This is a genomic window from Paenibacillus lupini (assembly GCF_011761355.1).
Lineage (GTDB): Bacteria > Bacillota > Bacilli > Paenibacillales > Paenibacillaceae > Pristimantibacillus > Pristimantibacillus lupini.
This window is the reverse complement of the sequence record NZ_JAASRW010000003.1, coordinates 42356-64548: the sequence shown is the minus strand read 5'-3', so window position 1 is coordinate 64548 and position 22193 is coordinate 42356. Positions and strand designations below refer to the sequence as shown.

Below are 22193 nucleotides of genomic sequence, written 5' to 3'. Positions count from 1 at the left end.
GCACCGTCCGCAATCCTCGTTCTTATTGTTCCAACCATTCCCGGAGCTGCGGCATCATCCGCTTCGCATCCTCGTATCCCTGCCTGTAAAGCGCGTCTAGCTTCGCTGGGTCCCGCTCCATCCGCCCGACCACAAGCGTCTCTTGCGGCCGAATCACAAATGCCAAGCCCGTGCGCTCCTGCTCCGCTATATAATCAAGTGTCTCATTGTAACGCTCATGCCGCTTGAACATCTTCTCCACCAGATTCGGATATTTCCGGTAGGCACGCTGAACAATCCAGCCAAACCGCCCCGGCGACTTCCGGTAATCCTCATTCCTTGTCAAAATAAGAACATTCCGCTTACAGCCATCAGTCTCGGCTTTTCGCAGTGGAATCGGATCGGAGATCCCGCCATCCAGCAGCTTCCGGCGGCCATATTCGACTATTGGTGCAATAAAGGGAAGGGAGCTGGATGCCCTGAGCAGCTGCAAGAGGTCGAAGTCTGGATCGCTTTTCCGATAATAGACGGTCTCGCCCGTTACGCAGTCAGTCGTGCCGATGACGAACTCCTCCGGACTATTCCGGAAAGCTTCGTAATCGAATGGAACATGTTTATTTGGGATTTCATCGAAAATAAAGTCCATCCCGAAAAGCTGCCCTTTTTTCCAAAGATTGTTCCATGAGATATATCTCGGATCGCTCACCCACTCTACATTCACGATCCGGTTGCGTCCAAGCTGTCTCGACAGATAACTAGCCCCCATGCAGGCACCCGCCGACACCCCGATCATATATGGAAAATAAATGTTATGCTCTGAAAAAAACTCCAGTACCCCGGCCGTATAAACGCCGCGCATGCCTCCACCTTCCAATATGAGTCCGATCGAATCTGCTTGGCTCATGCCCTTTTGCCTCCCTATAAGAGGCTCTGCCTCTATTCGTTACTGTAATTGTAGCCATCGCCGTTCGTGTTAGTCAATTTGGCATCCGGCCTAAAATGGATAGGCGCAGAGGCATGGCTAAAAAAACTTAACAAACTTCCCTAAGTCCTTGTCTTGAAACCGCTTGCCAACTATGTCACAATCAAAAAGGTTACATATGCGATTTATAGCGGATGCTTACGAAGCAAGAATTGCTTCACAATTCTTTAAGCAAATGCTTACGAAGTAAGAATTGCTTCACAATTCTTTTTAGGAGGACTTATCAATGAGAACGATTCAACTCGGAAACAGCACGCTCGAAGTACCGGTAGTTGCGGTTGGCTGTATGCGTATTAATTCCTTGGATAAAGCAGGGGCAGAGCGTTTTGTCCAAACGGCACTTGAGCAAGGGGCAAACTTCTTCGACCATGCGGATATTTACGGCGCCGGCACATGCGAGGAAATTTTCGCAGAAGCGATTCATATGAACGACAGTGTTCGTGAAAATATTATTTTGCAATCCAAATGCGGCATTAAGCCGGGCGTTATGTTCGACTTCTCGAAGGAGCATATCCTTGCTTCGACGGATGCGATTCTGAAGCGTCTGAACACCGACTACCTCGACATTCTTCTGTTGCACCGTCCAGATGCATTGGTTGAGCCTGATGAAGTTGCTGAAGCCTTCGACCGTCTGCAAAGCTCCGGCAAAGTACGTCACTTCGGCGTATCGAACCAGAACCCGATGCAAATCGAGCTGCTCAAGAAATCGGTGAAACAACCAATCGTTGCGAACCAGCTTCAACTGAGCATCACGAACGCGAACATGATCTCCAACGGCATCAATGTGAACATGGAGAACAGCTCCGCGATTAACCGTGACGGCAGCATTCTCGACTACTGCCGCCTGAACGACATTACGGTACAGCCTTGGTCGCCATTCCAATACGGCTTCTTCGAAGGTGTATTCCTCGGAAGTGACAAGTTCCCTGAGCTGAACCAAGTGATCGATGAGATCGCTGGCAAATATGACGTGAGCAACACAACGATTGCGATCGCTTGGATCCTCCGTCATCCTGCGAAAATGCAGCCGGTTATCGGTTCGATGAACATCGAGCGTCTGAAAGACTGCGTTAAAGCATCCGACATTACACTTACCCGCGAAGAATGGTACGCGATCTACCGCGCGGCAGGCAATATTTTGCCATAAGCTTCGAAGGTATAGCAGCAGCCTCTGGTCTTAAATGACCAGAGGCTGCTGTTTCATTTCATAGAGCAAGAATCATCAAGAACGGGATCATCCATTCGTATACAATGAGGTCATCGAGAACGAGGAGGTCAGTCATCCGAATGAAGCAGGATTATTTGAGGCAGATTCAACAGACGATTGATTACATCGAAGCCCATATTTCCGAAGAGCTGTCTTTATCGCGGCTGGCGCAGGTTGCGAGGCTTTCGGACTTTCATTTTCACCGTGTCTTTCAATCCATGGCAGGAGAGACCGTGATGGAATATGTGCGTAAACGTCGTCTGGCGATATCCGCTTATCAGGTTGCATATTCGGATGCGAAGCTGATCGATATCGCGCTCGATACGGGGTTTCAGAATCATGAGACCTTTACCCGAGCTTTCAAGCGCATATTCGAAATGACACCGGGCGACTACCGTAAACGGGAGATTAGACCCCCGGCATACTCCAAGCTGAATGTGCTGCAGCGCAAGTACAATCCCTATTTAGGAGGAATACGAATGGATTACAAAATTATAACGAAGCCTGCCTTCAAAGTGATCGGCTACGAGATCCGTACAAGAGCAAATGGTGACAATCATAGAGAGATCCCGACCTTCTGGCAGGAATATATTCAAAAAGGGCTGTCTAAAAACATCCCCAACCGTGTGCATAAGGACTCCCCTGTCGAGCTTGGTATCTGCCATAAATTCGATATGGACTCCGACAGCTTCTCTTATCTGATTGGTATGGAAGCGGAAAGCTTTGAAGGTGTAGAGGGCGAAGACCTCGTCTGCAGCGAGTTTGATGCCGCGGAGTACGCTGTATTCACCACGCCAAAGGTTCCGCGTGAACAGTTCTCCTCCTCGATCCAAAGCACCTGGATGACAATCTTCGGGGAATGGTTCCCTCATTCCGGCTACGAGCATGCAGGCAAGCCAGAGTTCGAGCTGTATGATGAGCGCAGCAACCATGAGCTGTCTGAAATCCAGATGGATATCTATATCCCGATTAAGAAAAAAGCTGAATAGCTTGGGACAACGCGAGGGCTTATGCTCTCGCGCTTTTTTTTGCAATCGTACGTTCGACGCCCCCTGTAATACGGTTTTTCCTCTTATTTCGCTTTTCGTACCCGTTCACCCAACTCCTTCCTCTATCTTTCGTCCAAAAATACTTTATTACTAAAATTTACTGCAACACTCTCTTTATATGGTTCGTCTAAGGGGAGGAAGGTTAAGCTATATCTATAAACCATTTAGGCGGTGAACATCATGATTAAGAAAATCAGCACCCTGCTTCTCCTCGTGACGCTCAGTTTATCCCTGCTCTTGGCAGGCTGTTCGAAAGCTGACAATACTTCGAATAATACGCCAGCATCGGAAGAAGCCGGGAACAACTCCTCTGCTCCTTCATCGAACCCTAGCAATACAAATACGGACACGGATACGGGTACGCCTAGTACCAGCCCTGACGAAGGCACTTCTTCTCAGCAGCCCGGTAATACCGGTGGCGGAACCTCAGGAAATCCAACTCCAGTTAGTACTGGTGAAAAAACCGTTCAAATCAGCACCGTTACAGCCCTGCGCCTTGCTGACTCCAAGACCGGCTGGGTTGCCGGCAACGGCCAAATTGCAAGAACAGAAGACGGTGGTGCTCACTGGAAGCTTCAATACGCAAGCAACAAACCGGTTAACCAAATTTTCGCTCTGAGCAGCAGCAAAGTTTGGGCAACCATTGGCGACGAGAGCGCAAGCAGCCTGACACTGATTCAATCTACTAACGGCGGCAAAACATGGACGAAAGCAGGCACTGTGCCTAACCGCGGCTATCTCCATTTTACTAATGAAAAAACAGCCTTTAGCGACGATGCCATGTCCAAGGATGGCGGTAAGACCTGGACAACATTGCAAACACCTGGCAAAGAAATCGGCGAAGTGTACTTCCATGACCTCAACAATGGCTGGGCCGTACAAATGGTGAATGGCAGGATGCTCTTCATGCATACAGGCAATGGCGGTAAAACTTGGGATACTGTTATGACACGCTCAACAGAAGAAGCCCCTAATAACGTCATCATCCGCTCTACGGCAGCAAACGATGCTTGGATTGAGCTCATTGGAGGCTCAGGTATGTCGCAAACCTCCTACTCGCTCTTCCACACAACCGACGGCGGCAAAACTTGGCTCCCGGCAATCGTGAAGAACGGCGCAGGATCCGGTCCAGCCCCAGGGTTTACAATGGATGATCCGAAGGTTCCAAGCGGCATGACCAGCACAAGCCCGGGCACGTTGTATGTTGTCAATTCACAAACAGCGATTATGGGCGGTCAATGCCAAGCTTGTGATAAAGCCAACACTTTGATGGAAACCAAAGACGGCGGTAAGAGCTGGACGATCAGCAAGGCCGAATTGACCGGTTACGGCACCCAGGTTATTGGTGCTTCTGACGCGAGTCATATCTGGTTCATCACTACTGATCATACCGATCCATCTGTCTTGTACACTTCTACGGATGGCGGCAAGACCTTGCATAAGGTCTATACCTTCAAGAAGCCATAAGCAGAATAGCCAGAAAAGCCCTCCTCATACCCGATAATCAATCGGTGTATGATGGAGGGTTTTTTTTATATAAAACTATATGACATTAATGATTCACATCCTTAACGCCAATGAGCTCCTTTCGATGCGAATAGGAAAGCAGAATAAAGTTAATAACGCCAAGCAGAACAATGGGCCAAGAGTAATGATCCAGAACCAAATAAATCGACAGCAGGAGCATACCAAGCACAACATGAAAAGCATCCGTTTCTGAGGAGGTTGACCTGCCCTTGTTGATCAGTCTCGTTACCGAGAGCAGTACAGCAAGTATAATCGCATACGCAAGCGATACCGCAAATCCAGTCAGCCCGCTCCATACGCCAAACGTCACTGCAATGGCCTTACCGCCTTTCCAGCCCGTAAACGGAGAAAAGATATGTCCAAGAATAGCCGCTGCTGCCGGAAAAACAAGAGCAAATCCAGTAACATCGCCGCTATGGTGAAGCCAAAGCATCGGTAAATACCCTTTCAAGAAGTCCAGTGCAATACCGGCAATGCCGTAGGTATAACCCGTTGCTTTCCACAAGTTGATTGCACCGGGATTACCATCACCATATTCTTGGAGATTATGATTTTTCGCTAAACCAATCCAATACGAGAACATCAAGGATCCTGCCAGAAACGATGCCGCTGTCCATAAAATAATCATGGATTGCCACGCCCCCCAACCTTAATGCTTCTGCCTTTCCAAGCAACCTGCCGTAGAAACACCACCTGATAAAGCGAATACAGCATGATATAGAGGAAAAAGACCGTGCTCAGTATATGGACGATCGGCAGCCATTTCCCGAACCTTCCGGTATAGCGGACAAAATAATAAATCTGCAGCGTGTACAGCACATATCCAATAGCAAACGGCAGCAGATAAGAGGTACCTATAACAAAAGGCGCTGCTTCTGCAGCAATTAAGCCGATCAGCCAAACGGCAACAAGTAGCGATGTACCGATATTCAACTTACTTGTACTAAGCACCGCTCCTTTACTGAAGCCTTGGATCTCACTCTTGATACCACCTGGATACATTCGGAAGGAGACCATATCGCGTCCGATGTAATTGGTCACTTTTACACCGGCTTCCATAAACCTTGCCCCTAAGTTGAGATCATCCAGCACTTCAGCCTTTACACCTTCATGGCCTTTTGCCTGCTCATAATCCGTTCTTGTGGTGAGGATGCAGGAGCCATATAAGCCTTTATTCGGGTTTGTCCGCTCCATAGGGGACGTGAAGGCAAATAAGCCTAATACGTTCACAATCAACGCTAACCGCTCATAAAACCTCTCAGCAATATGGAACGGCACAACAGAAATTACCCCTCCCTCTTGTTCTCTTGCAGTAAGAAGTGAACGAAGTGCATGTGGTGCAAGACGGACATCCGCATCCAGAAAAGCAATTAAATCACCGGTAGCCTGAAGGTAACCGTTCCATACCGCCCAATTCTTGCCTGTCCATCCCAAAGGGAGCTCGGGATTCGTAATCACCTTGATTCCGTAACTTTCCGCAATTTCTCTGGTCCGATCCTCCGAATGGTCATCTACGACGATAATTTCCAGGTCCGTGTAGGTTTGAGCTTGAAGTGAGCTCAGCAAAAAAGGCAGATTGCTTTCTTCATTCCTAGCCGGAATGATGACAGACAGCTTCCTCTGCTGAATGGGACCTTCACGATAGATAGGGATCGTATTTTTCCGAAACAACACCAGCCCCATGGCACAAGCGCATACGAGCAATGCTGTGATCAACATCCCCATATCCACACCCCCATTTTGCATATATAACAAATATATGGCCCCTGCTGTTGTTCTAAGAACGTTTATCTGCCCGCGAGGCAGGCTTGGACCTTTCATTTTTTATGACAATCGCTTGAAATAGGATCGTTCAATGAAAAATGTCTCCCGTTAGCTGGCCGATAAGACTCTCGCAGGGTCTTATCCCGCCAATTCTAACTGCCCTAACAAGCGATAAGACCCTGGCAGGGTTTTATCGCTTCACATAATAGCCAATTCGGCTTGTTTCACGCCCATTCACTGACGGATAAGATCCCCGTAGGATCTTATCTCAGCCAAAATTAACCACTCAAACAACAATAAGACCCTGGCAGGGTCTTATTGTTGTTTGAGCAGCTAAAACATCTGCACCTCTATGCAAGTTTAATACTCCTTAGTTCATCCTTGAGGGCTGTACGATACGGATAAGCAAGTATGAGCTGTTCAATTACTTCCTTCGCTTTTAAAGCTCCGCCTGCCTTAATAAGATGCTTAATTGTACCGCAGACCTTTTTATATTGATTCCTGCTCGAAGCCTCTGCAGCGGATTCTGTAATCCATTCCTGGAATAGCTGATATACTTCATCGGCATATTGGCTAATAAGATGAGGATAGTATTCGACGATTTCCCTTTTTCTGCTCTGGACATACTCGAGAAGCCTCGTTACTTCCTTCTCCTCAATGAGAATTCGAGTGTACAATCTCTCCGTGGACCAGTAACCTTTGCCGCCATTAGCCAAACTATTCAATACCCGATGATAGACAGGCTCCCACTCATCAGGGCTACACAATTCCTTCAACTCGAGGTAATAGGCATACTTCCCTGACAGGACGAACTCTTCCGCGAGTGCCAGCTGCTGCTCCCGTTGATTGGTGGCTTTGTAGACCTCATAGCGAAACTCTTTCCATGTCGCAACAAGACCTGGAAGGCTATTCTTACCATCTTGCTCTTCTCCGTCCTGAGCCAGTTGCAGCGCCCGTTCAAAGTTTGCATTCTTTATAGCATGCTTGATAGCCATCTCTCGGAAAACAGTTAAGCTGAGATGCTCTTCTAAATAACGCTCAGCCTCCTGTTCGCCGTCATATGACTGTATCACCAAATACTGAAGATTAGCAGCATGTTCCTCAAAATAGGAAGAATTGCTGTTCTTGTCTTTTAGCACCATCAACTGCTTTTCCCAAAGTTCTCTCTCTGTCTGAGATGTTAGGAATAACATAGCACTCTCCATAAGGGATAATTGCCATTCACTCCAACCATCCAAAAGAGGATGAAGAGCTTCCCTAAGAATCAACCGGAATAAAGCTGTCAGGTCCTTCTTCACATCCTGCTCAATATCGAGATTAACAGCAATATGATGAATGACATCCAAGCACTCCCTAATCATTCCACCAACAATACCGTCGGAATCATCTGAGCACTGAAGCAAATCTCCCATTTCATGCAATATACAAAAGACAATTTCGGCAGCATGAAGATACTGTCCTTGAGCTAAGGCTTCCTCTGCTTTCCGCATTACTTTCTCGGCACCGTCGATAGCACCAGATACTTGCCGATAAGCTACAAAGCCATAACGATCTGCATTGTCCTTAATAGAGGAACGTATAATTTTCTTATATGAAGCCATGTTTGCTTTCGTGTCCATACTCATAAACCGCAACACGAGCTCCTGCTCCACTTCCTTCATTTCTTTAGAAAAATGAATCAACAGCGCTACCAGCTCATCTTTCGTCAACTTGGACAGTTTATCCGCTAAACCCGCTTTACCCATTGTAGACTTTGTTTTTGTCTCACTTTTCTTCATTGGCTTTCCTGCTTTCCTCTCGTTGATTATCTATCTCTCATAGTAGCAGGAAATCAGGTTTTACTCAGCTATTAACTTGTACCACGTTCACTCTACTTCTTCCTCCTCCAGCTGTAACTCAGGAGGCCCAATCGAGACCCGCGTTAGAATGCACGTCACCTAATCCATCATTCGCAGGAATAACACAGCCAAACGTAACTAGCTGCTCTTTTCTCCAACGTAGGGTCCATTGGGGACCTTATCCCACACATCCATGCTCATTTCAACGTCCAAAACTGCCACTCCGCCCGTTTTAATCCCTAAGGGACCTACTGCTCTTTTCTCCAACGTAAGGTCCCTTGGGGGCCCTATCCCACACGTCCATGCTCATTTCAACGTCCAAATCTGCCACTCCGCCCGTTTTAAGATCCCTAAGGTACCTTAATCATCCAACTAGCTGCTACTTTCTCAAATTTAAGGTCCCTTGGGGACCTTATCTCACACGTCCATGCTCATTTCAACGACCAAATCTACCACTCCGCCTGCTTTAAGGTCCCTAAGGGACCTTAAACACCTAACTAGCTGCTACTTTCTCAGACTTAAGGTCCCTCGGGGACCGTATCTCACACGTTTATGCTCATTTCAACGTCGAAATCTGCCACTCCGCCCGCTTTAAGGTCCCTAAGGGACCTTAAACACCTAACTAGCTGCTACTTTCTCAGACTTAAGGTCCCTCGGGGACCGTATCTCACACGTTTATGCTCATTTCAACGTCGAAATCTGCCACTCCGCCTGATTTAAGGTCCCTAAGGGACCTTAAACACTTAACTAGCTGCTACTTTCTCAGACTTAAGGTCCCTCGGGGACCTTAAGACGCCATAATCGCCCGTAACACACCAGTTTCGCCGTCCCCCATACAAATAAGACCCTGCCAGGGTCTTATCACCTCACAAGTTACTCCATTAACGCCATATAAGACCCTCCGAGGGTCTTATTGATTGCGCATGATCCCATAACACACCGGTTTCGCCGCCCCCTCATGCAAATAAGACCCTGCTAGGGTCTTATCCCAGCCAAGTTTACTCCGTTAACATCATTTAAGACCCTCCGAGGGTCTTATTGATTGTGCGTGCGCCCGCGCCATGCCAACAAAAAAAGCCCTTAAGGCTCAATGGCCTTAAGGGCTTTCCTAGTATCAGATTCGTCTGTTATTTCGCGTAGTTAAACATCGATTGCACAGCAACCAAGCCCGGTACAGCAGGAACAAATTCAATGCGATCCGCCGTTCTCTGCTTGAACTGAACAGTGACCGGAATGCCTGGAATCAGATCGAAGAAGTTATCCGTGAAGATGCCTTCTTCCTCCGCTTGAACCCATACATGCTTAGCCAGATGTTTTGCCGTCAATACAAATGCCGATCCCCTACTTCCTTCTACGGCCTCAACTGTAATCTCAGGATCAATAAGGTCAAGCTGTCTTGTATAAACAAAATAATGCTCCGAACGCGCGAGCTCCTGGTCTGCCTTCACAATGCGTCCAACCAATACGGTGCGGCTCGGATCGTAAGAGCCCAGCTCATCAGTCGTTAACGATAACGCGACTAAAGCCGTACGCGGCGACACCGCAAGAGCAACGGAATCCTGCTTCAGCAGCTCCCCGTCAAAAGTATACAAGCTCCACTCCAGCGTACCTTCTACGGACTCCCCAAGATCCGAAACAACGTGGAAATTAACCGTATTATCCACTTGGTCAATCGACAGCAATAGATCCTCGAAGCTATTCATGATCAGGTATTGTGCTGCCTTCCACCGGCCGTAGTAATCCATGCTTGCCCAGGAAGCAACCGGCCAGCAGTCATTAAGCTGCCAATATAACGATCCCATACAATAGTCCATACTCCGGCGGTGAGCTTCGATAGCCTGCTTCATCGCTTCGGCCTGCAGCACCTGGCTGATATAAAGGAAAGAAGGGAAATCCTTCGAATCCTTCATATAACGGTCCGCATAATCCTTGATCAGGAAGTTACCTCTGCCATTCTTCTGGTGATGCAGCATCACCTCAGAATCCAGCGCCATATCCTTTTCTTCCGCATAAGCACGTACGGTCTTATATTCCGGGAACGATTGGAAGCCGTATTCGCTCATGAAGCGCCCGATATTGTGGTTGTACTGCTCGAATGGCTCCTGCGCATGCCACACAGCCCAGTAATGAATATCGCCGTGAGAAGAGTTGTTCGTAGCATGCTGATCGGCATTGCCTGTTACACTCTGCATAGGGGAAGATGGCCAATAAGCGATGTCCGGTGCCATTGCCTCTACAACCTCCGGCAGAAGCTGATGGAACACCGCCTCATAATCTGCCCAGATCCGTTCCCGCTGCTCGCTCGTATATAGCTTTTTCCAGCCCCAGCCGCCATCTTCCACATATTGCGACCAAGCCGTATCGATCTCATTATTTCCGCACCACAGCGCGATACTTGGATGATTACGCAGATGCCGTACGTTGTCCTCAGCTTCCGCCCGCACGCTGCTTAAGAAAGCTTCGTCCCCGGGATACATACTGCAGGCAAACATAAAGTCCTGCCAGACAAGAATACCGTTCTCGTTACACAGCTCGTAGAAAATATCCTGCTCGTAGATTCCCCCGCCCCATATACGAAGCATATTAAAGTTGGATTCGATTGCGCTCGCAATCTCATGGCGGTAACGCTCAGGCGTTACTTCGCTGAAGAAGCTGTCGTTTGGAATATGGTTAGCGCCCTTCGCAAATACAGGGATACCGTTTACTTCAAAATAAAAGGTTGACCCCTTCTCATCCGGCTTGCGAATGAGCTTAATGGAACGAAGGCCAGTCGTAACCGAGGCAGTCGCCACTGCCGTCTCTCCTTGCGAGAGATCTGAAGTAAACGTATACAAATTAGGATCACCAAGACCACGTGACCACCACAGCTTAGGCTGCTCAATGGTAAGCGGCACAGGAATGACTTGTATACCTTGCTCTAACACAACCTGGCTTGTCCACTCCTGGCCAGCCGTACTCAGACGAAGCTCGAACTCGCCTCCTGCTTCTGATTCAATCTCCAGAAGGGCTGTCACTTTAGCCTCTGCTGCCGAGATCTCATCCTGGCGAATATACAAGTCAGAGATTCTTGCCCCACTCCAGCCTCTTAAATATACAGGCTTGCTAATGCCACTCGTTACAAACCGTGGACCCCAGTCCCAGCCATAATGATAAGGCGCTTTGCGCGAGAATACGCTTACTTTTTTGTCTTCTAAACCGCCAGTTACAGAGTCATCATTAGATGCCGGAAGAATCGGGCCATACGCATCCAGCCTAGCTAATCCCTCTTCGATTGGGGAACGGAAGCGAATAAACAGACGGTTACCTTCTTCACGAACATAAGGCTTAACATCAACTGTCCAAGTCCGGAACATATTATCAGCTGACAGAATCGATACATCATTCAAATAAACGTCGGCATACGTGTCGAGGCCTTCAAAAACCAGCTCCAGCCGGGAATGGCTAAGCAGCTCAGCCGATACGTCAAATACGGATTCATATTCCCATACTTTCTTATCAATCCATTGCAGGTCCTTCTCGTTTGTCCCAACAAACGGATCGGGAATGAGCTCATTCTTAAGCAGGTCCGTATGCACACAGCCGGGCACAAATGCCGGTCTCCACTCTTGCTCATCCCTATTTTTAAAAGCCCAGTTCGAAATTTGCCACTTCAACTCACTCATTAGAATCCTCCTAAATATAAGGGCCATTAACTAGTTCCCTAACGTATATGATTCTTGCTTTTTCGTGAAAATAGTGTATTTAAATGTAGTATAACGGAGTATATACACGAATGATACCTCAGTTATTTATACTTTTTTCAGACTTATTTTATAGAAATTCAGTCTTATCCTATAGAGTTATTCTGATGCTTTATACTTTTTTTAGATTTGGTTTACGGAATATTTGAATGCACACGCTACAATGGAAGAGAAATGAGGTGCTTTACGAACATGTCGATTCGAAAAAAGCTGATTCTGTCCTATGCCGCGATGGTCGCTGTTCCGGTTTTAATGTTTGGCCTGACGTTCGCGCTGCTAGGAAATCTGATTATAAAAGACAACATGCCGGGAGCCGGCGGCGGTGATAATAAGTTCGAACATGCTTTTCCATTCTCATCGATTCGTGATCTGTTCATGGGTCGTACCGAGCTGTCATCCGGATTAAAATTCGTGGCGCAGTATGATCCAAAGCTGCTCTCCGATCCCACTTTCCTTAAAAACACAGAAGCCGAGCTTGAGCAGGTAGAGTCCGGTATTATCGTTGTTCATAACGAGGAAGCCACCTACGCCTCACCCGGATTATCCGCAGCTGCTATTCTGAGCCAAGTCCGCAAAGGAGCAACCCGCCAGGAGACTAATCATCCCGGCCCGCCAAGTGGCGATGAATGGGAAGCAATTCCCTATACAAGCCCTGATGGAACGATCGGCATGCTCATTATTGTGACTGATATGGACCCGGTTGCTAATTTCTTCAAACGGCTGTTTCCACTCGTATTGCTCACTCTTCTAGCGGCGCTTGCTCTAACCAATGGCCTGCTGACTTATCTCGTTTCTCGCAGCATCATTAAACCGCTGTACGCCTTGCAAGAGGCAGCGGGTCGGATTCGCGAAGGTGACCTGGATCATGCCGTGAAGCTTCGAAGACAAGATGAAATTGGACAGCTTGGATCTGCATTCGAAGAGATGCGCGTACGCTTGCGGTCATCCATTGGCGCCCAGCTTCAGCTCGAACAGAATCGTAAAGAGCTGCTGGCCAATATCTCTCATGATCTGAAGACACCCATAACAGCCATCCAAGGCTGCACAGAATGTCTTCGCGACGGCATTGCCGATACAGAAGAGAAGCGGCAGAAGTATGTGCAGATGATTGCTGGCAAAACAACCGAGATGAACCGGATGATTGAGGAGCTGCAGCTCTATTCGACCCTCGATACCGGCAAGCTGCCTTTCCACTGGGAATCGGTTGATTTAACCTTATACCTCGACCAGATGGTCAAGGAATTAAGGCATGATCCTCGCTTAAGTGGTGTTCAGGTATCGCTGTCGCTTGGCATCTGTAGATCCGAGTCTGAGTCTGTGATGATCCAATCTGACCGTCAGAAGCTGCACCGGGTCTTGATGAATCTGGTAGATAACAGCCTCCAGCATATGAAGACTGAACCTAAGAGCATTCAATTCGTACTCGGCCAACAGGCTGACGGCATGATTGTTCTTGAGTTCCAAGATAATGGCGAAGGCATTCCCGAGGACGCTTTGCCCCGCGTGTTCGACCGGTTCTTCCGGGCAGAATCCTCTCGCAGCCCAGGTAAAGGCAACAGTGGACTTGGCTTAGCCATTGTGAAGCAAATTATAGAAGCACATGGCGGGACAGTGGAGGCAGCAAGTTGTAACGGCGAAGGAACGACTATTCTGCTTCGATTCCCCCCTGCTACAGAAGGAGGCTTATGATGAAACGAATCTTAATCATTGAAGATGATCCGGTTATTGCTGAGGTGCAGAAGGATTATCTGCATGCTCATGGTTTTGATATATCTATTGCAGAGCGTGGTGATCTGGGACTCGAGATGGCCCTGCAAGGCGGGTATGATCTTATCCTTCTTGATCTGATGCTCCCATCGATGGACGGCTTTGAGGTATGCCGGCGGATCCGAGAGGCAAGTAATGTCCCCATTCTGATTGTCTCGGCCAAGAAAGAGGAGATTGATAAAATTCGAGGCTTTGGACTTGGAGCCGATGATTATATTTTGAAACCGTTTGGACTAGGTGAGCTGGTAGCCCGCGTGAAAGCCCACCTATCGAGGTATGATCGGTTAGTTGGACAAGGAGAATGGCGTAAGGACGAGCTGCAGCTAAGCGGAATCCGCATCGACAAACAAGCCCGGCGAGTGTTTGTGAATGAACAGGAGGTTTCTTTTACCGCAAAAGAATTCGACCTGCTTCTCTTTCTCGTGACCAATCCGAACCGGGTATTCCGCAAGGAAGATCTGTTCGAGCGTATTTGGGGCATGGACGCTATTGGCAGCGATCATGCGACAGTAACTGTCCATATCAGCAAGCTGCGGGAAAAGATCGAACGTGATCCGTCCAAGCCTCAATACGTCGAGACGATCTGGGGCGTTGGATACCGCTTTAACATTTAAGTCAATGCTTACAAAGTAAGGAGGCTCCTGTTTTGAAAAAGATCACTTTGCAGCAGCGTCGGATTTTATTGCTCCTTCATATTATTTTTGCGGCGATCATGCTGGGTGTGCAAGTTGCCTTTATTATTCTAGGCTTAACAGCATCTGTGACAGATGACGCTGATGTACTGCAGTCCTGTTACACGATTATGCATCTGCTGGCGGATACAAGTGTACGAGCCTCGACGATCGGGACGACCATAACCGGTATTATGCTGTCGGTGATGACCTCCTGGGGGCTGTTCCGCTATTACTGGATTATTGCCAAAGAAGTACTAACCTTGCTAGCTATCGGAATCGGCCTTATCGGAATGTACGAATGGACTCTCCGCGGATTGGATCATGGCACCTTAACGGTGCATCATACCTGGTTAATGATTGGTATTGCTTTGCAGACCATTTCAATTGTTGTGATGTACATTCTGTCCGTCTGGAAGCCCGGCGGCAAACGCAAAAACCCGGCGTCCTTATAAAAGGAGACCGGGTTTTTGACTATTCAGAAATAATCTTATAATAAATCATCGTAGCATCCAATCCGCCGTCCGCCGATCTCGCAAAGTTAGGGATTTTACCAGCTAAAAGGTATCCAACGGAAGTATAGAGCAGGTTCGATGAATCCCCTTCCCTTGTATCCAGCACCAGCAGTGACCGGTTCTCCTTCCGGGCAATCCCTTCTGCCATCTCCATCAACACTCGGCCAATTCCTCTGCGCCGAAAGTTCTGATGGGTCATCAGCTTGGCGATTTCTGCACGATGAGAGCCGTTAGCTTTGCCGCATAGCTGGAGCTGAACGGTTCCCGCGATATGGCCGTCAACTTTTGCAACTAAGAGTACAACATCAGAACTCGGAACATTTCTCCAGTAATTCTCCGCCTCTTCCCTGCTTAAAGGCGGCAAAAAACCGATAGATGCTCCATCCTCCACCACCTCAATTAGCAGCTCCGAAAGCTCTTCTATATAGGTATCTATCGATGATAATTGTTCGATAATAACCGATTGATTCATGTTGATTCCCTCCATCTTGAAGTGTGCTCCAAACTTTATAGCCCTATCATAGAAGCATATTGATCATTTGTATAACGAATAATATATGTTACTATAATTGAAATTTTCGATAATGAAAGGGCGTTAAGAAATGGACTCTTCTCAACTTGAAGCATTTATCGCTATCGCTCAAATTCTCAACTTCACCAAAGCCGCCGAGCATCTTCATATTTCTCAATCGGCCATTACCTCACGAATCAAGGCTCTGGAAGCTTCTGTCGGCAAAGAATTGTTCGAGCGCGACAACCGTAATGTCAGCTTGACGCAGGCGGGTATTGCCTTCTATCCCTATGCCGAACGGATGCTGAGGCTATCCGAGGAAAGCAAGCTGATGTTGTCCGACATTTTCGAGCATTCGCTCATCTTAAGCGGTCCGGGGTCAGTCTGGCATTACCGCTATCTGCCTCATATTCTCGCCTTTAAACGAGAGAATCCGCAGGTAGCGGTCAAGTTTCTAAGCAATATTGATCCCAGCTATATGATTCGTGATCTGCTGCTCGACGGGATCGTCCACCTATCTATCAAGTTTGATCCGCCAGATCATCCGAAGGTGACCAAACAGCTGCTATTTGAGGATGATATCCTCCTTATATCAAAGACGCAGCACACTTCACCAGTTACAGCCTCCGATTTTCTATCGCCAGATTACTGCCATCTTGCTTGGGGTGCCCCTTTTCCGGAATGGTTCGCGGATATTGTAGGTGCAGGCTATGTCCCTTCGCTGGAAACCGACCATTCGACTATTATGCTGACGATGCTTCTGCAGGAAGCAGGGTTTGGTTTTCTGCCGCGTTCTATCGCACAGCCTTACCTCGATTCACAGACCTTATTCGAGCTGACTTGTGCGTTTGAGATCCCGTCCATCAAGGCATACGCCCTCTATTTAACGGACCAGCATGATCATAAGAGCGTCCAGCTTGGCCTCAAGCTGCTTGGTCTTTCTTGATACAAGTGTCATATCCTCGCTGCTTTCTTCATATAGTTAATTTGCTGACTCCTTACCCGAATATTAAAAGGAGGATCGCGATGTGAGACACGGGGAGCCGATAACGGCTGGCTATGCCATGATTGTAAGAGAAGATATCCCGACGGGGCTTCGCTATGACGCGCTTGTTGCTGCATTCGAACGGCAGATGGGAAGATGGGAACCTGATTTTGGAATCGGAAATCAGGTCACTTGGGAGCAGGTAGAAGCTGCTGTCAAACAATTGGAAGGCCCCCATGGGCTGATGATTATGTCAGAAGTGAATCAGGGTGAACTTCTATCGCTTCATGGTGGCATAAAACGCTGCCGGCTGTATTTGGTAGGCAATCCGATCATCACAGAGCCCATCCTATCCATTGACCGGAGAGCCAGCCTGTATGTTCCTTTCCGCGTCACCCTGTACGATAACGGCAGCCCGCATGGCGCTATTATTTCGTTCGACCGGCCTTCTTCCTTCCTCGGAGCGCTCCATCAGCCTGACCTTGTGTCGTATGGACAACTGCTCGATGCCAAGATCTACAGTGTTGTACGCTCGATCCTCATGTAGTTATATGGTCATTTCATGAGAAAAACTCCTATCGGAGTACTTCGAAGATGAGCGACCGCGTTTTAGCGGAAGTTTTTATCGCCAATCGGAATGATTTCCTTTACGCTTTATCGCTTTAAAGAACTTAAACATTCCGATGTGGTAAGAGCAAGGAGGACACTGCATGACGCAGTGTCCTCCTTGTGTATGCTGCTATTATCATCCGAACGGCTGCGACAGCTCCGATTGGCGTCCACGGGCGATGAAGTCTGCAGGTGATAGATCGGTATGTTTCTTGAACATCCGGAAGAAGTAAGAAGAATCATAATAGCCCAAGTATTGTGAAATGCCCGCGATGGTCATATCGGATTCTAACAGCAGATTGCAGGCTTCGCGCACTCGCAATTGGTGCATGAACTGGATAGGTGGATACCCAAACACTTCTTTGAACAAGGCTGTCGTATAGTTAGGCGAGCGGTGGATAAGCCCGGCCAGCTGGTCAATCTCAATCGGTTCACGGTAATGCTCAAGCAGATAACGCCTTAGCGTCTGCGCGAATTGCATTCTGCCCGGCAATACTTCCGGCTTGTCCAGCTCCCGCGACAAAATGCCAATAAGCTCCTGCGCGATACCAAGGCAAATGAAGGAGCGGAAACGTTCACTGCTCCGCATCTCTTCATGAAGGCGCTCGAATCGCCGCTTGACGTATTCAAGGTTTGCGAGCCGAAAACGAATGAACCGCCTGCGGTCCAAAAGGGGAATGCCTGTTGCGGCGTTATGGTCGAATGTGAACAAGACGGTATATTTGCGATGCGTACTTCCTTCGTCATTTCCGCCTCGGCGAAGGGTCGATGCCGGGATGTACAGCAGGTCCCCCTGCTCGGCGATCAGGTCTTCCCCATTAATCCGATACCTGACCTTACCTTCCATGACAAGCACAAGAACGTTATACGTAAGCACGGCCTCCGGTGTACCCCACTCGGGAATCCGATCATCGAAATGTACATTGACCAATTGCATCCTACTATAACCCTCCGTCCCACAATGAAAAATTCAAAAATAGAAATGTACATCCTTGAATTGAATTGTACATGACGCTCCGAGCAATCGAAACCTATAATATTGCTAAATATCTACCCTATTCCTAATCTTGATCGAAAAAGGAGCGGATACGCGCATGAGAGTGTTATTGCTGGATTTGGATTCGACGAGGCCCGACCATTTGGGCTGCTACGGCTACGGCCGGAATACCTCTCCGAACATCGACCGAATTGCCGCCGAAGGCGTGCGCTTCGATAATTATTACACGTCGGATGCACCTTGCTTCCCGTCCCGCACAGCACTGATGACCGGCCGATTCGGCATTCATAACGGCGTCGTGGGACATGGAGGAACGGCCGCAGATGTTCGACATGAAGGAGCAGAGCGACAATTCCGCGACCGACTGGCATCCGAGAGCTTCCCAGCGCTCTTCCGGCAGGCGGGCATGAAGACAGCGCTCGTTAGTCCATTTGGCGAACGACACTCTGCATGGACGTTCTACGCGGGCTTCAACGAAATCCACAACACTGGACAAGGCGGATCAGAATCCGCTGAAACGGTCACCCCCGTCGTATTGGACTGGATCGAGCGCAATGCAGCGGAAGACAATTGGATGCTCTACGTCAACTATTGGGATCCGCATACACCCTATCGGGCACCGGCGTCCTTCGGCAATCCGTTCGAGAATGATCCGCTGCCAGCATGGATTAACGAAGAAGTGCTGGACGGGCATATGCGCAAGGTGGGACCGCATAGCGCGAGTGAAATCAACATGTACAATAGCGAGACATCACCGGACTATCCTCGCCATCCCGGGGAGATTCGATCGATGGACGGCTTGCGTACCATGATCGACGGATACGACTGCGGTATTCGTTACATGGACGAAAATATTGGCACGATTTTTAACCTCCTGGAGCAAAAAGGAGTAATGGAGGATCTGGTCATCATCATCACGGCTGATCATGGCGAGAACATGGGCGAGCTTGGCATCTATGGCGAGCATGGAACGGCGGATCAGGGAACCTGTCGCATCCCAATGATTATTCGTTGGCCGGGCATGCAGCAAGGAACGGTTGACCAAGGTCTGCATTATCATCTTGATCTTCCGCCTACAATAGCTGAGCTGCTTGACCGCGCTCCAGCGCCAAGCTGGGACGGAAGCAGCTACGCAAGTGTGCTAAAAACCGGCGAAGAAAGCGGCAGGGATTATCTCGTTGTCTCACAATGTGCCCATGTCTGCCAGCGCAGCGTACGTTTCGGGGACTGGCTGTATATCCGCACTTATCACGACGGTTATCATTTGTTCGATAAGGAGATGCTGTTCCATTTGGCAGAAGATCCACATGAGCAGCATAACTTAGCCAAGGATCGGCCAGACCTTTGCCGAGAGGCTGTTTACCTGTTGAATGAGTGGCATGACAACATGATGGCAACGATGCCGCATGACGTCGATCCCCTCTGGACGGTCATTAAGGAAGGAGGGCCTTACCATGCCAAGGGCTTCCTGCCCCAGTACACCAAGCGGCTTCAGGAAACAGGACGCGGAGATGCCGTGGAGGAATTAATCCGCCGCCATCCCCGAGAAATGGCGAAGCAGACACGTTCGTAGCTTGGCTGTTGAGATATTAAACAGGGATGCCGCGGGCGGCATCCCTGTTTGTTTTCCGAAGCTTAGTCATTCTAAGGACAAGTAAAAGGAATATTTGTCCATGAAATAGAATTACAATAATAAAAAAGGTAATCCAGAAAGAAAGCGGTGTAATGAGCATGGCTGGAATATTTGGCGTGTCTGGTCTATCCTTCTTGCTTGTAACGTTCTTCACACCATTACTCATTTGGGGGCTGCGTGTTCTTAAGCTAACGCAACCAATCCGCACGGAGCTGCCTCCTGATCATCAAGCCAAACGGGGCACACCGCTGATGGCTGGCCTGATCCTGCTTATCGGCGTGGGAACGTCTCTACAGTTTCATCCCGCCCCATTAATGACGTTATTGTGCGTTACCTTCCTGCTATTCAGCTCAATTGGTTTTATGGATGATTTTAAAAAGGCAGCATGGCAGGATCCATCTGGTATTTCCGGTCGGACCAAGCTGGTGCTGCAATTCGCTTTTACTGGCGTGCTGCTGTTCACCTTGTTCCATTCTTTCTCCCTAACGAGTGATATTACGTTGTTCCAAGGGTTTCAACTACACCTGCCCGTTTACGTGTACATCGTCATCATGCTCCTATTTGTAGTTGGTTCAGCGAACGCTATTAATTTCACCGATGGTCTGGACGGGCTGTTAATCAACGTTGCAATCCCCACTTATTTTTTCTTCTTCCTGATTACAAACAAGCCTGAAGTACAAACCTTCTCGCTTGTTATGATTGGCTGTCTACTTGGTTTATTTCTCTATAATATTTATCCCGCCAGGGCATTTATGGGCGATACCGGATCGCTAGCCATCGGGGGCTCGCTTTCCATTCTAGCCGTTATTGAAAAGGTTGAGATTTTAATCCCTATCCTGTTTTCCGTCTATCTGGCTGAACAATTTTCTGTCATGCTGCAGGTCTGGTACTATAAGCGCACCAAATTGCGGCTATTCAAAATGGCTCCAATTCATTATCATTTCAGTCTAAAATATGGCTGGAGCGAGAATAAGATCGTCATGGTATTTGGATTCATTTCTTGGGTTTCTGTCCTTATTTGCTGGTTGCTGTGGAAATTCATTCTTTAACATCCCGCAGGTGCTGGCCACACAGACCAAATAGCCTGTAATAAAAAAATCCCCACGAGTGTGGGGATTTTTCAAATTCTTTATTAACCTATTTAAGCCACATTCGCCTTCTGACCACATGCGATTTCCCTGGCCCTCGGACGATGATGCAGCATGTAATAACCAACGGCACAGATGACCGCTACGAAGCCCGCTACGAGATACATCATCCGATAATCCGTGAAGGAAGCAATCATCCCCATGAAATACGAGCCAAGCCCATAACCAAGGTCGAACATCAGGAAAAAGGTTCCGTTTGCACTGCCCCGCCGATGCTCAGGAGACAGCTTAATCGCAAGCGTCTGGAAGCATGGCAGCAATGCGCCATAACCAATCCCCATAATTACTCCTGCGATCAGCACCATTGCTGCCGAATGAGCCTGACTAAGCAGGAACATACCAACTGCAAATAGACCAATGCCCGGATAATACAAGTAATGCTCTTTATATCGGTCAAATACTTTGCCAATGACAGGCCGGAAAGCAACAATCATAACGGCAAACACCATAAAGAACGTGCCCGTCACTTGTGACTGATGTATTTCTTCGGTGAACGAAGCCATAAAGCTGGATAAGGAACTATAGGCAAAAGAAAGAATAAAACCAACCAGCGAGATCGGCAGTGCCGCCGGTTCAACAAGGTTGCTCCAGCTCCAGCCTTTCTTGACTGGCTCAGCATCAACTTCTGCTGCTGGTCCAGCTTGAGTGGCAGCTTCCGCCAAGCCGCTCCCCTTCTCTCGTGGCATTTTTAGTCCGATTGCAGAAACCAAGGACAGAGCGGCAATAATACAGATCGCGATCAGCAGGACGTTAATGTTCTTATCTTTCCACAAGAACAGCCCAAGTGCTGGCCCCACAACCATCGCGATGCTCATAAACATCGTGTAGTAGCCCATTCCTTCCCCTTGCCGGGAAGTCGGAACAATTGTTGCAGCAACTGTACTCATGGCCGTAGATGCAATCGCATAGCTCATGCCGTGAATGAAACGGACAATAAGGAACAGAATAATTCCTTTTGTCCCAAAGTAACAAATACAGGCGAGCAGGAAAATAATCATCCCGATAATCGCCATTTTTCGTTTGCCGAAGCGGTCGACCCACTGTCCGGAGAACGGCCGGATCAGCACGCCGCCAATTACATAAATCGTAATGACGAGACCCATCTGCTGCTGGTTACCATTTAAGCTGTCTCGAATATACAGTGGAAAAGCCGTCGTTAGGACATAAAAGGTCAGGAACATAAAAAAACTGCTCACACAAATGACAATAAAGTTTCTCGTCCAGATTTTCTCTCTAAGCAAGATTAACGCTCTCCAATCCCTATTGTATCT

Annotated in this window: 18 protein-coding genes; 10 read left to right on the top strand and 8 right to left on the bottom strand. The window is 48.3% G+C overall.

What is annotated here, in order from left to right:
* Positions 1–22: 22 nt before the first annotated feature.
* Positions 23–883, bottom strand: a complete 861-nt coding sequence (locus FHS17_RS09920; RefSeq protein WP_167278266.1) for a patatin-like phospholipase family protein — start codon at positions 881–883, stop codon at positions 23–25.
* A 304-nt stretch (positions 884–1187) separates the two neighbouring features.
* Between FHS17_RS09920 and FHS17_RS09915 the strand changes: the two genes are divergently transcribed.
* The 3 genes from FHS17_RS09915 (at position 1188) to FHS17_RS09905 (ending at position 4684) form a co-directional block, all read left to right on the top strand.
* A complete protein-coding gene (locus FHS17_RS09915; protein ID WP_167278265.1) occupies positions 1188–2108 on the top strand; it encodes an aldo/keto reductase in 921 nt (306 codons plus the stop codon).
* A gap of 140 nt (positions 2109–2248) precedes the next feature.
* The gene (locus FHS17_RS09910) at positions 2249–3157 is read left to right on the top strand and encodes an AraC family transcriptional regulator (RefSeq protein ID WP_167278264.1); all 909 of its coding nucleotides are present in this window, start codon (positions 2249–2251) and stop codon (positions 3155–3157) included.
* A gap of 240 nt (positions 3158–3397) precedes the next feature.
* A complete protein-coding gene (locus tag FHS17_RS09905) occupies positions 3398–4684 on the top strand; it encodes a WD40/YVTN/BNR-like repeat-containing protein (RefSeq protein ID WP_167278263.1) in 1287 nt (428 codons plus the stop codon).
* Positions 4685–4769: 85 nt separating this feature from the next.
* Here FHS17_RS09905 and FHS17_RS09900 read toward each other — a convergent pair whose 3' ends face one another.
* The 4 genes from FHS17_RS09900 to FHS17_RS09885 form a co-directional block, all read right to left on the bottom strand.
* The gene (locus FHS17_RS09900; RefSeq protein ID WP_167278262.1) at positions 4770–5372 is read right to left on the bottom strand and encodes a glycerol-3-phosphate acyltransferase; all 603 of its coding nucleotides are present in this window, start codon (positions 5370–5372) and stop codon (positions 4770–4772) included.
* A complete protein-coding gene (locus FHS17_RS09895; RefSeq protein ID WP_167278261.1) occupies positions 5369–6469 on the bottom strand; it encodes a glycosyltransferase family 2 protein in 1101 nt (366 codons plus the stop codon). The genes FHS17_RS09900 and FHS17_RS09895 overlap by 4 nt, the downstream gene beginning before the upstream one ends.
* A gap of 389 nt (positions 6470–6858) precedes the next feature.
* Positions 6859–8286, bottom strand: a complete 1428-nt coding sequence (locus tag FHS17_RS09890) for a hypothetical protein (RefSeq protein ID WP_167278260.1) — start codon at positions 8284–8286, stop codon at positions 6859–6861.
* A gap of 1187 nt (positions 8287–9473) precedes the next feature.
* Positions 9474–12008, bottom strand: a complete 2535-nt coding sequence (locus tag FHS17_RS09885; protein WP_167278259.1) for a beta-mannosidase — start codon at positions 12006–12008, stop codon at positions 9474–9476.
* Between the two features lie 270 nt (positions 12009–12278).
* Between FHS17_RS09885 and FHS17_RS09880 the strand changes: the two genes are divergently transcribed.
* From FHS17_RS09880 to FHS17_RS09870, 3 genes are read left to right on the top strand one after another with little or no spacing between them, the layout of a single operon-like run.
* On the top strand, positions 12279–13775 hold the full coding sequence (locus tag FHS17_RS09880; protein WP_243865284.1) for a sensor histidine kinase: 1497 nt from the start codon (positions 12279–12281) through the stop codon (positions 13773–13775).
* Positions 13775–14467: a response regulator transcription factor gene (locus FHS17_RS09875; protein ID WP_167278887.1), complete on the top strand. Its 693-nt coding sequence runs from the start codon at positions 13775–13777 to the stop codon at positions 14465–14467. The genes FHS17_RS09880 and FHS17_RS09875 overlap by 1 nt, the downstream gene beginning before the upstream one ends.
* Positions 14468–14499: 32 nt before the next feature.
* On the top strand, positions 14500–14979 hold the full coding sequence (locus FHS17_RS09870; protein ID WP_167278258.1) for a hypothetical protein: 480 nt from the start codon (positions 14500–14502) through the stop codon (positions 14977–14979).
* A 19-nt stretch (positions 14980–14998) separates the two neighbouring features.
* Here the strand turns inward: FHS17_RS09870 and FHS17_RS09865 are convergent, their stop codons facing one another.
* Positions 14999–15511: a GNAT family N-acetyltransferase gene (locus tag FHS17_RS09865; RefSeq protein ID WP_167278257.1), complete on the bottom strand. Its 513-nt coding sequence runs from the start codon at positions 15509–15511 to the stop codon at positions 14999–15001.
* 130 nt (positions 15512–15641) lie between these two features.
* Between FHS17_RS09865 and FHS17_RS09860 the strand changes: the two genes are divergently transcribed.
* Both FHS17_RS09860 and FHS17_RS09855 read left to right on the top strand, forming a co-directional pair.
* Entirely contained in the window at positions 15642–16496 is an 855-nt protein-coding gene (locus FHS17_RS09860; protein WP_167278256.1) for a LysR family transcriptional regulator, read from the top strand.
* An 82-nt stretch (positions 16497–16578) separates the two neighbouring features.
* Complete coding sequence (locus tag FHS17_RS09855) at positions 16579–17082, top strand: DUF302 domain-containing protein (protein WP_167278255.1); 504 nt, start codon at positions 16579–16581, stop codon at positions 17080–17082.
* A gap of 198 nt (positions 17083–17280) precedes the next feature.
* On the opposite strand, the gene FHS17_RS09850 is transcribed toward FHS17_RS09855, so the two are convergent.
* Positions 17281–18081 carry a helix-turn-helix domain-containing protein gene (locus tag FHS17_RS09850; protein WP_167278254.1) on the bottom strand — a complete coding sequence of 267 codons (801 nt, stop codon included), beginning with the start codon at positions 18079–18081 and terminating at the stop codon, positions 17281–17283.
* Positions 18082–18238: 157 nt separating this feature from the next.
* Here FHS17_RS09850 and FHS17_RS09845 point away from each other — a divergent pair, with 157 nt between their 5' ends.
* Together FHS17_RS09845 and mraY are read left to right on the top strand one after the other, a co-directional pair.
* A complete protein-coding gene (locus FHS17_RS09845) occupies positions 18239–19714 on the top strand; it encodes a sulfatase family protein (protein WP_167278253.1) in 1476 nt (491 codons plus the stop codon).
* Positions 19715–19872: 158 nt separating this feature from the next.
* Positions 19873–20823 carry a phospho-N-acetylmuramoyl-pentapeptide-transferase gene (gene mraY, locus FHS17_RS09840; RefSeq protein ID WP_167278252.1) on the top strand — a complete coding sequence of 317 codons (951 nt, stop codon included), beginning with the start codon at positions 19873–19875 and terminating at the stop codon, positions 20821–20823.
* A 92-nt stretch (positions 20824–20915) separates the two neighbouring features.
* Here mraY and FHS17_RS09835 read toward each other — a convergent pair whose 3' ends face one another.
* Positions 20916–22163, bottom strand: coding sequence for an MFS transporter (locus tag FHS17_RS09835; protein ID WP_167278251.1), 1248 nt, complete (start codon positions 22161–22163; stop codon positions 20916–20918).
* Positions 22164–22193: the final 30 nt, after the last annotated feature.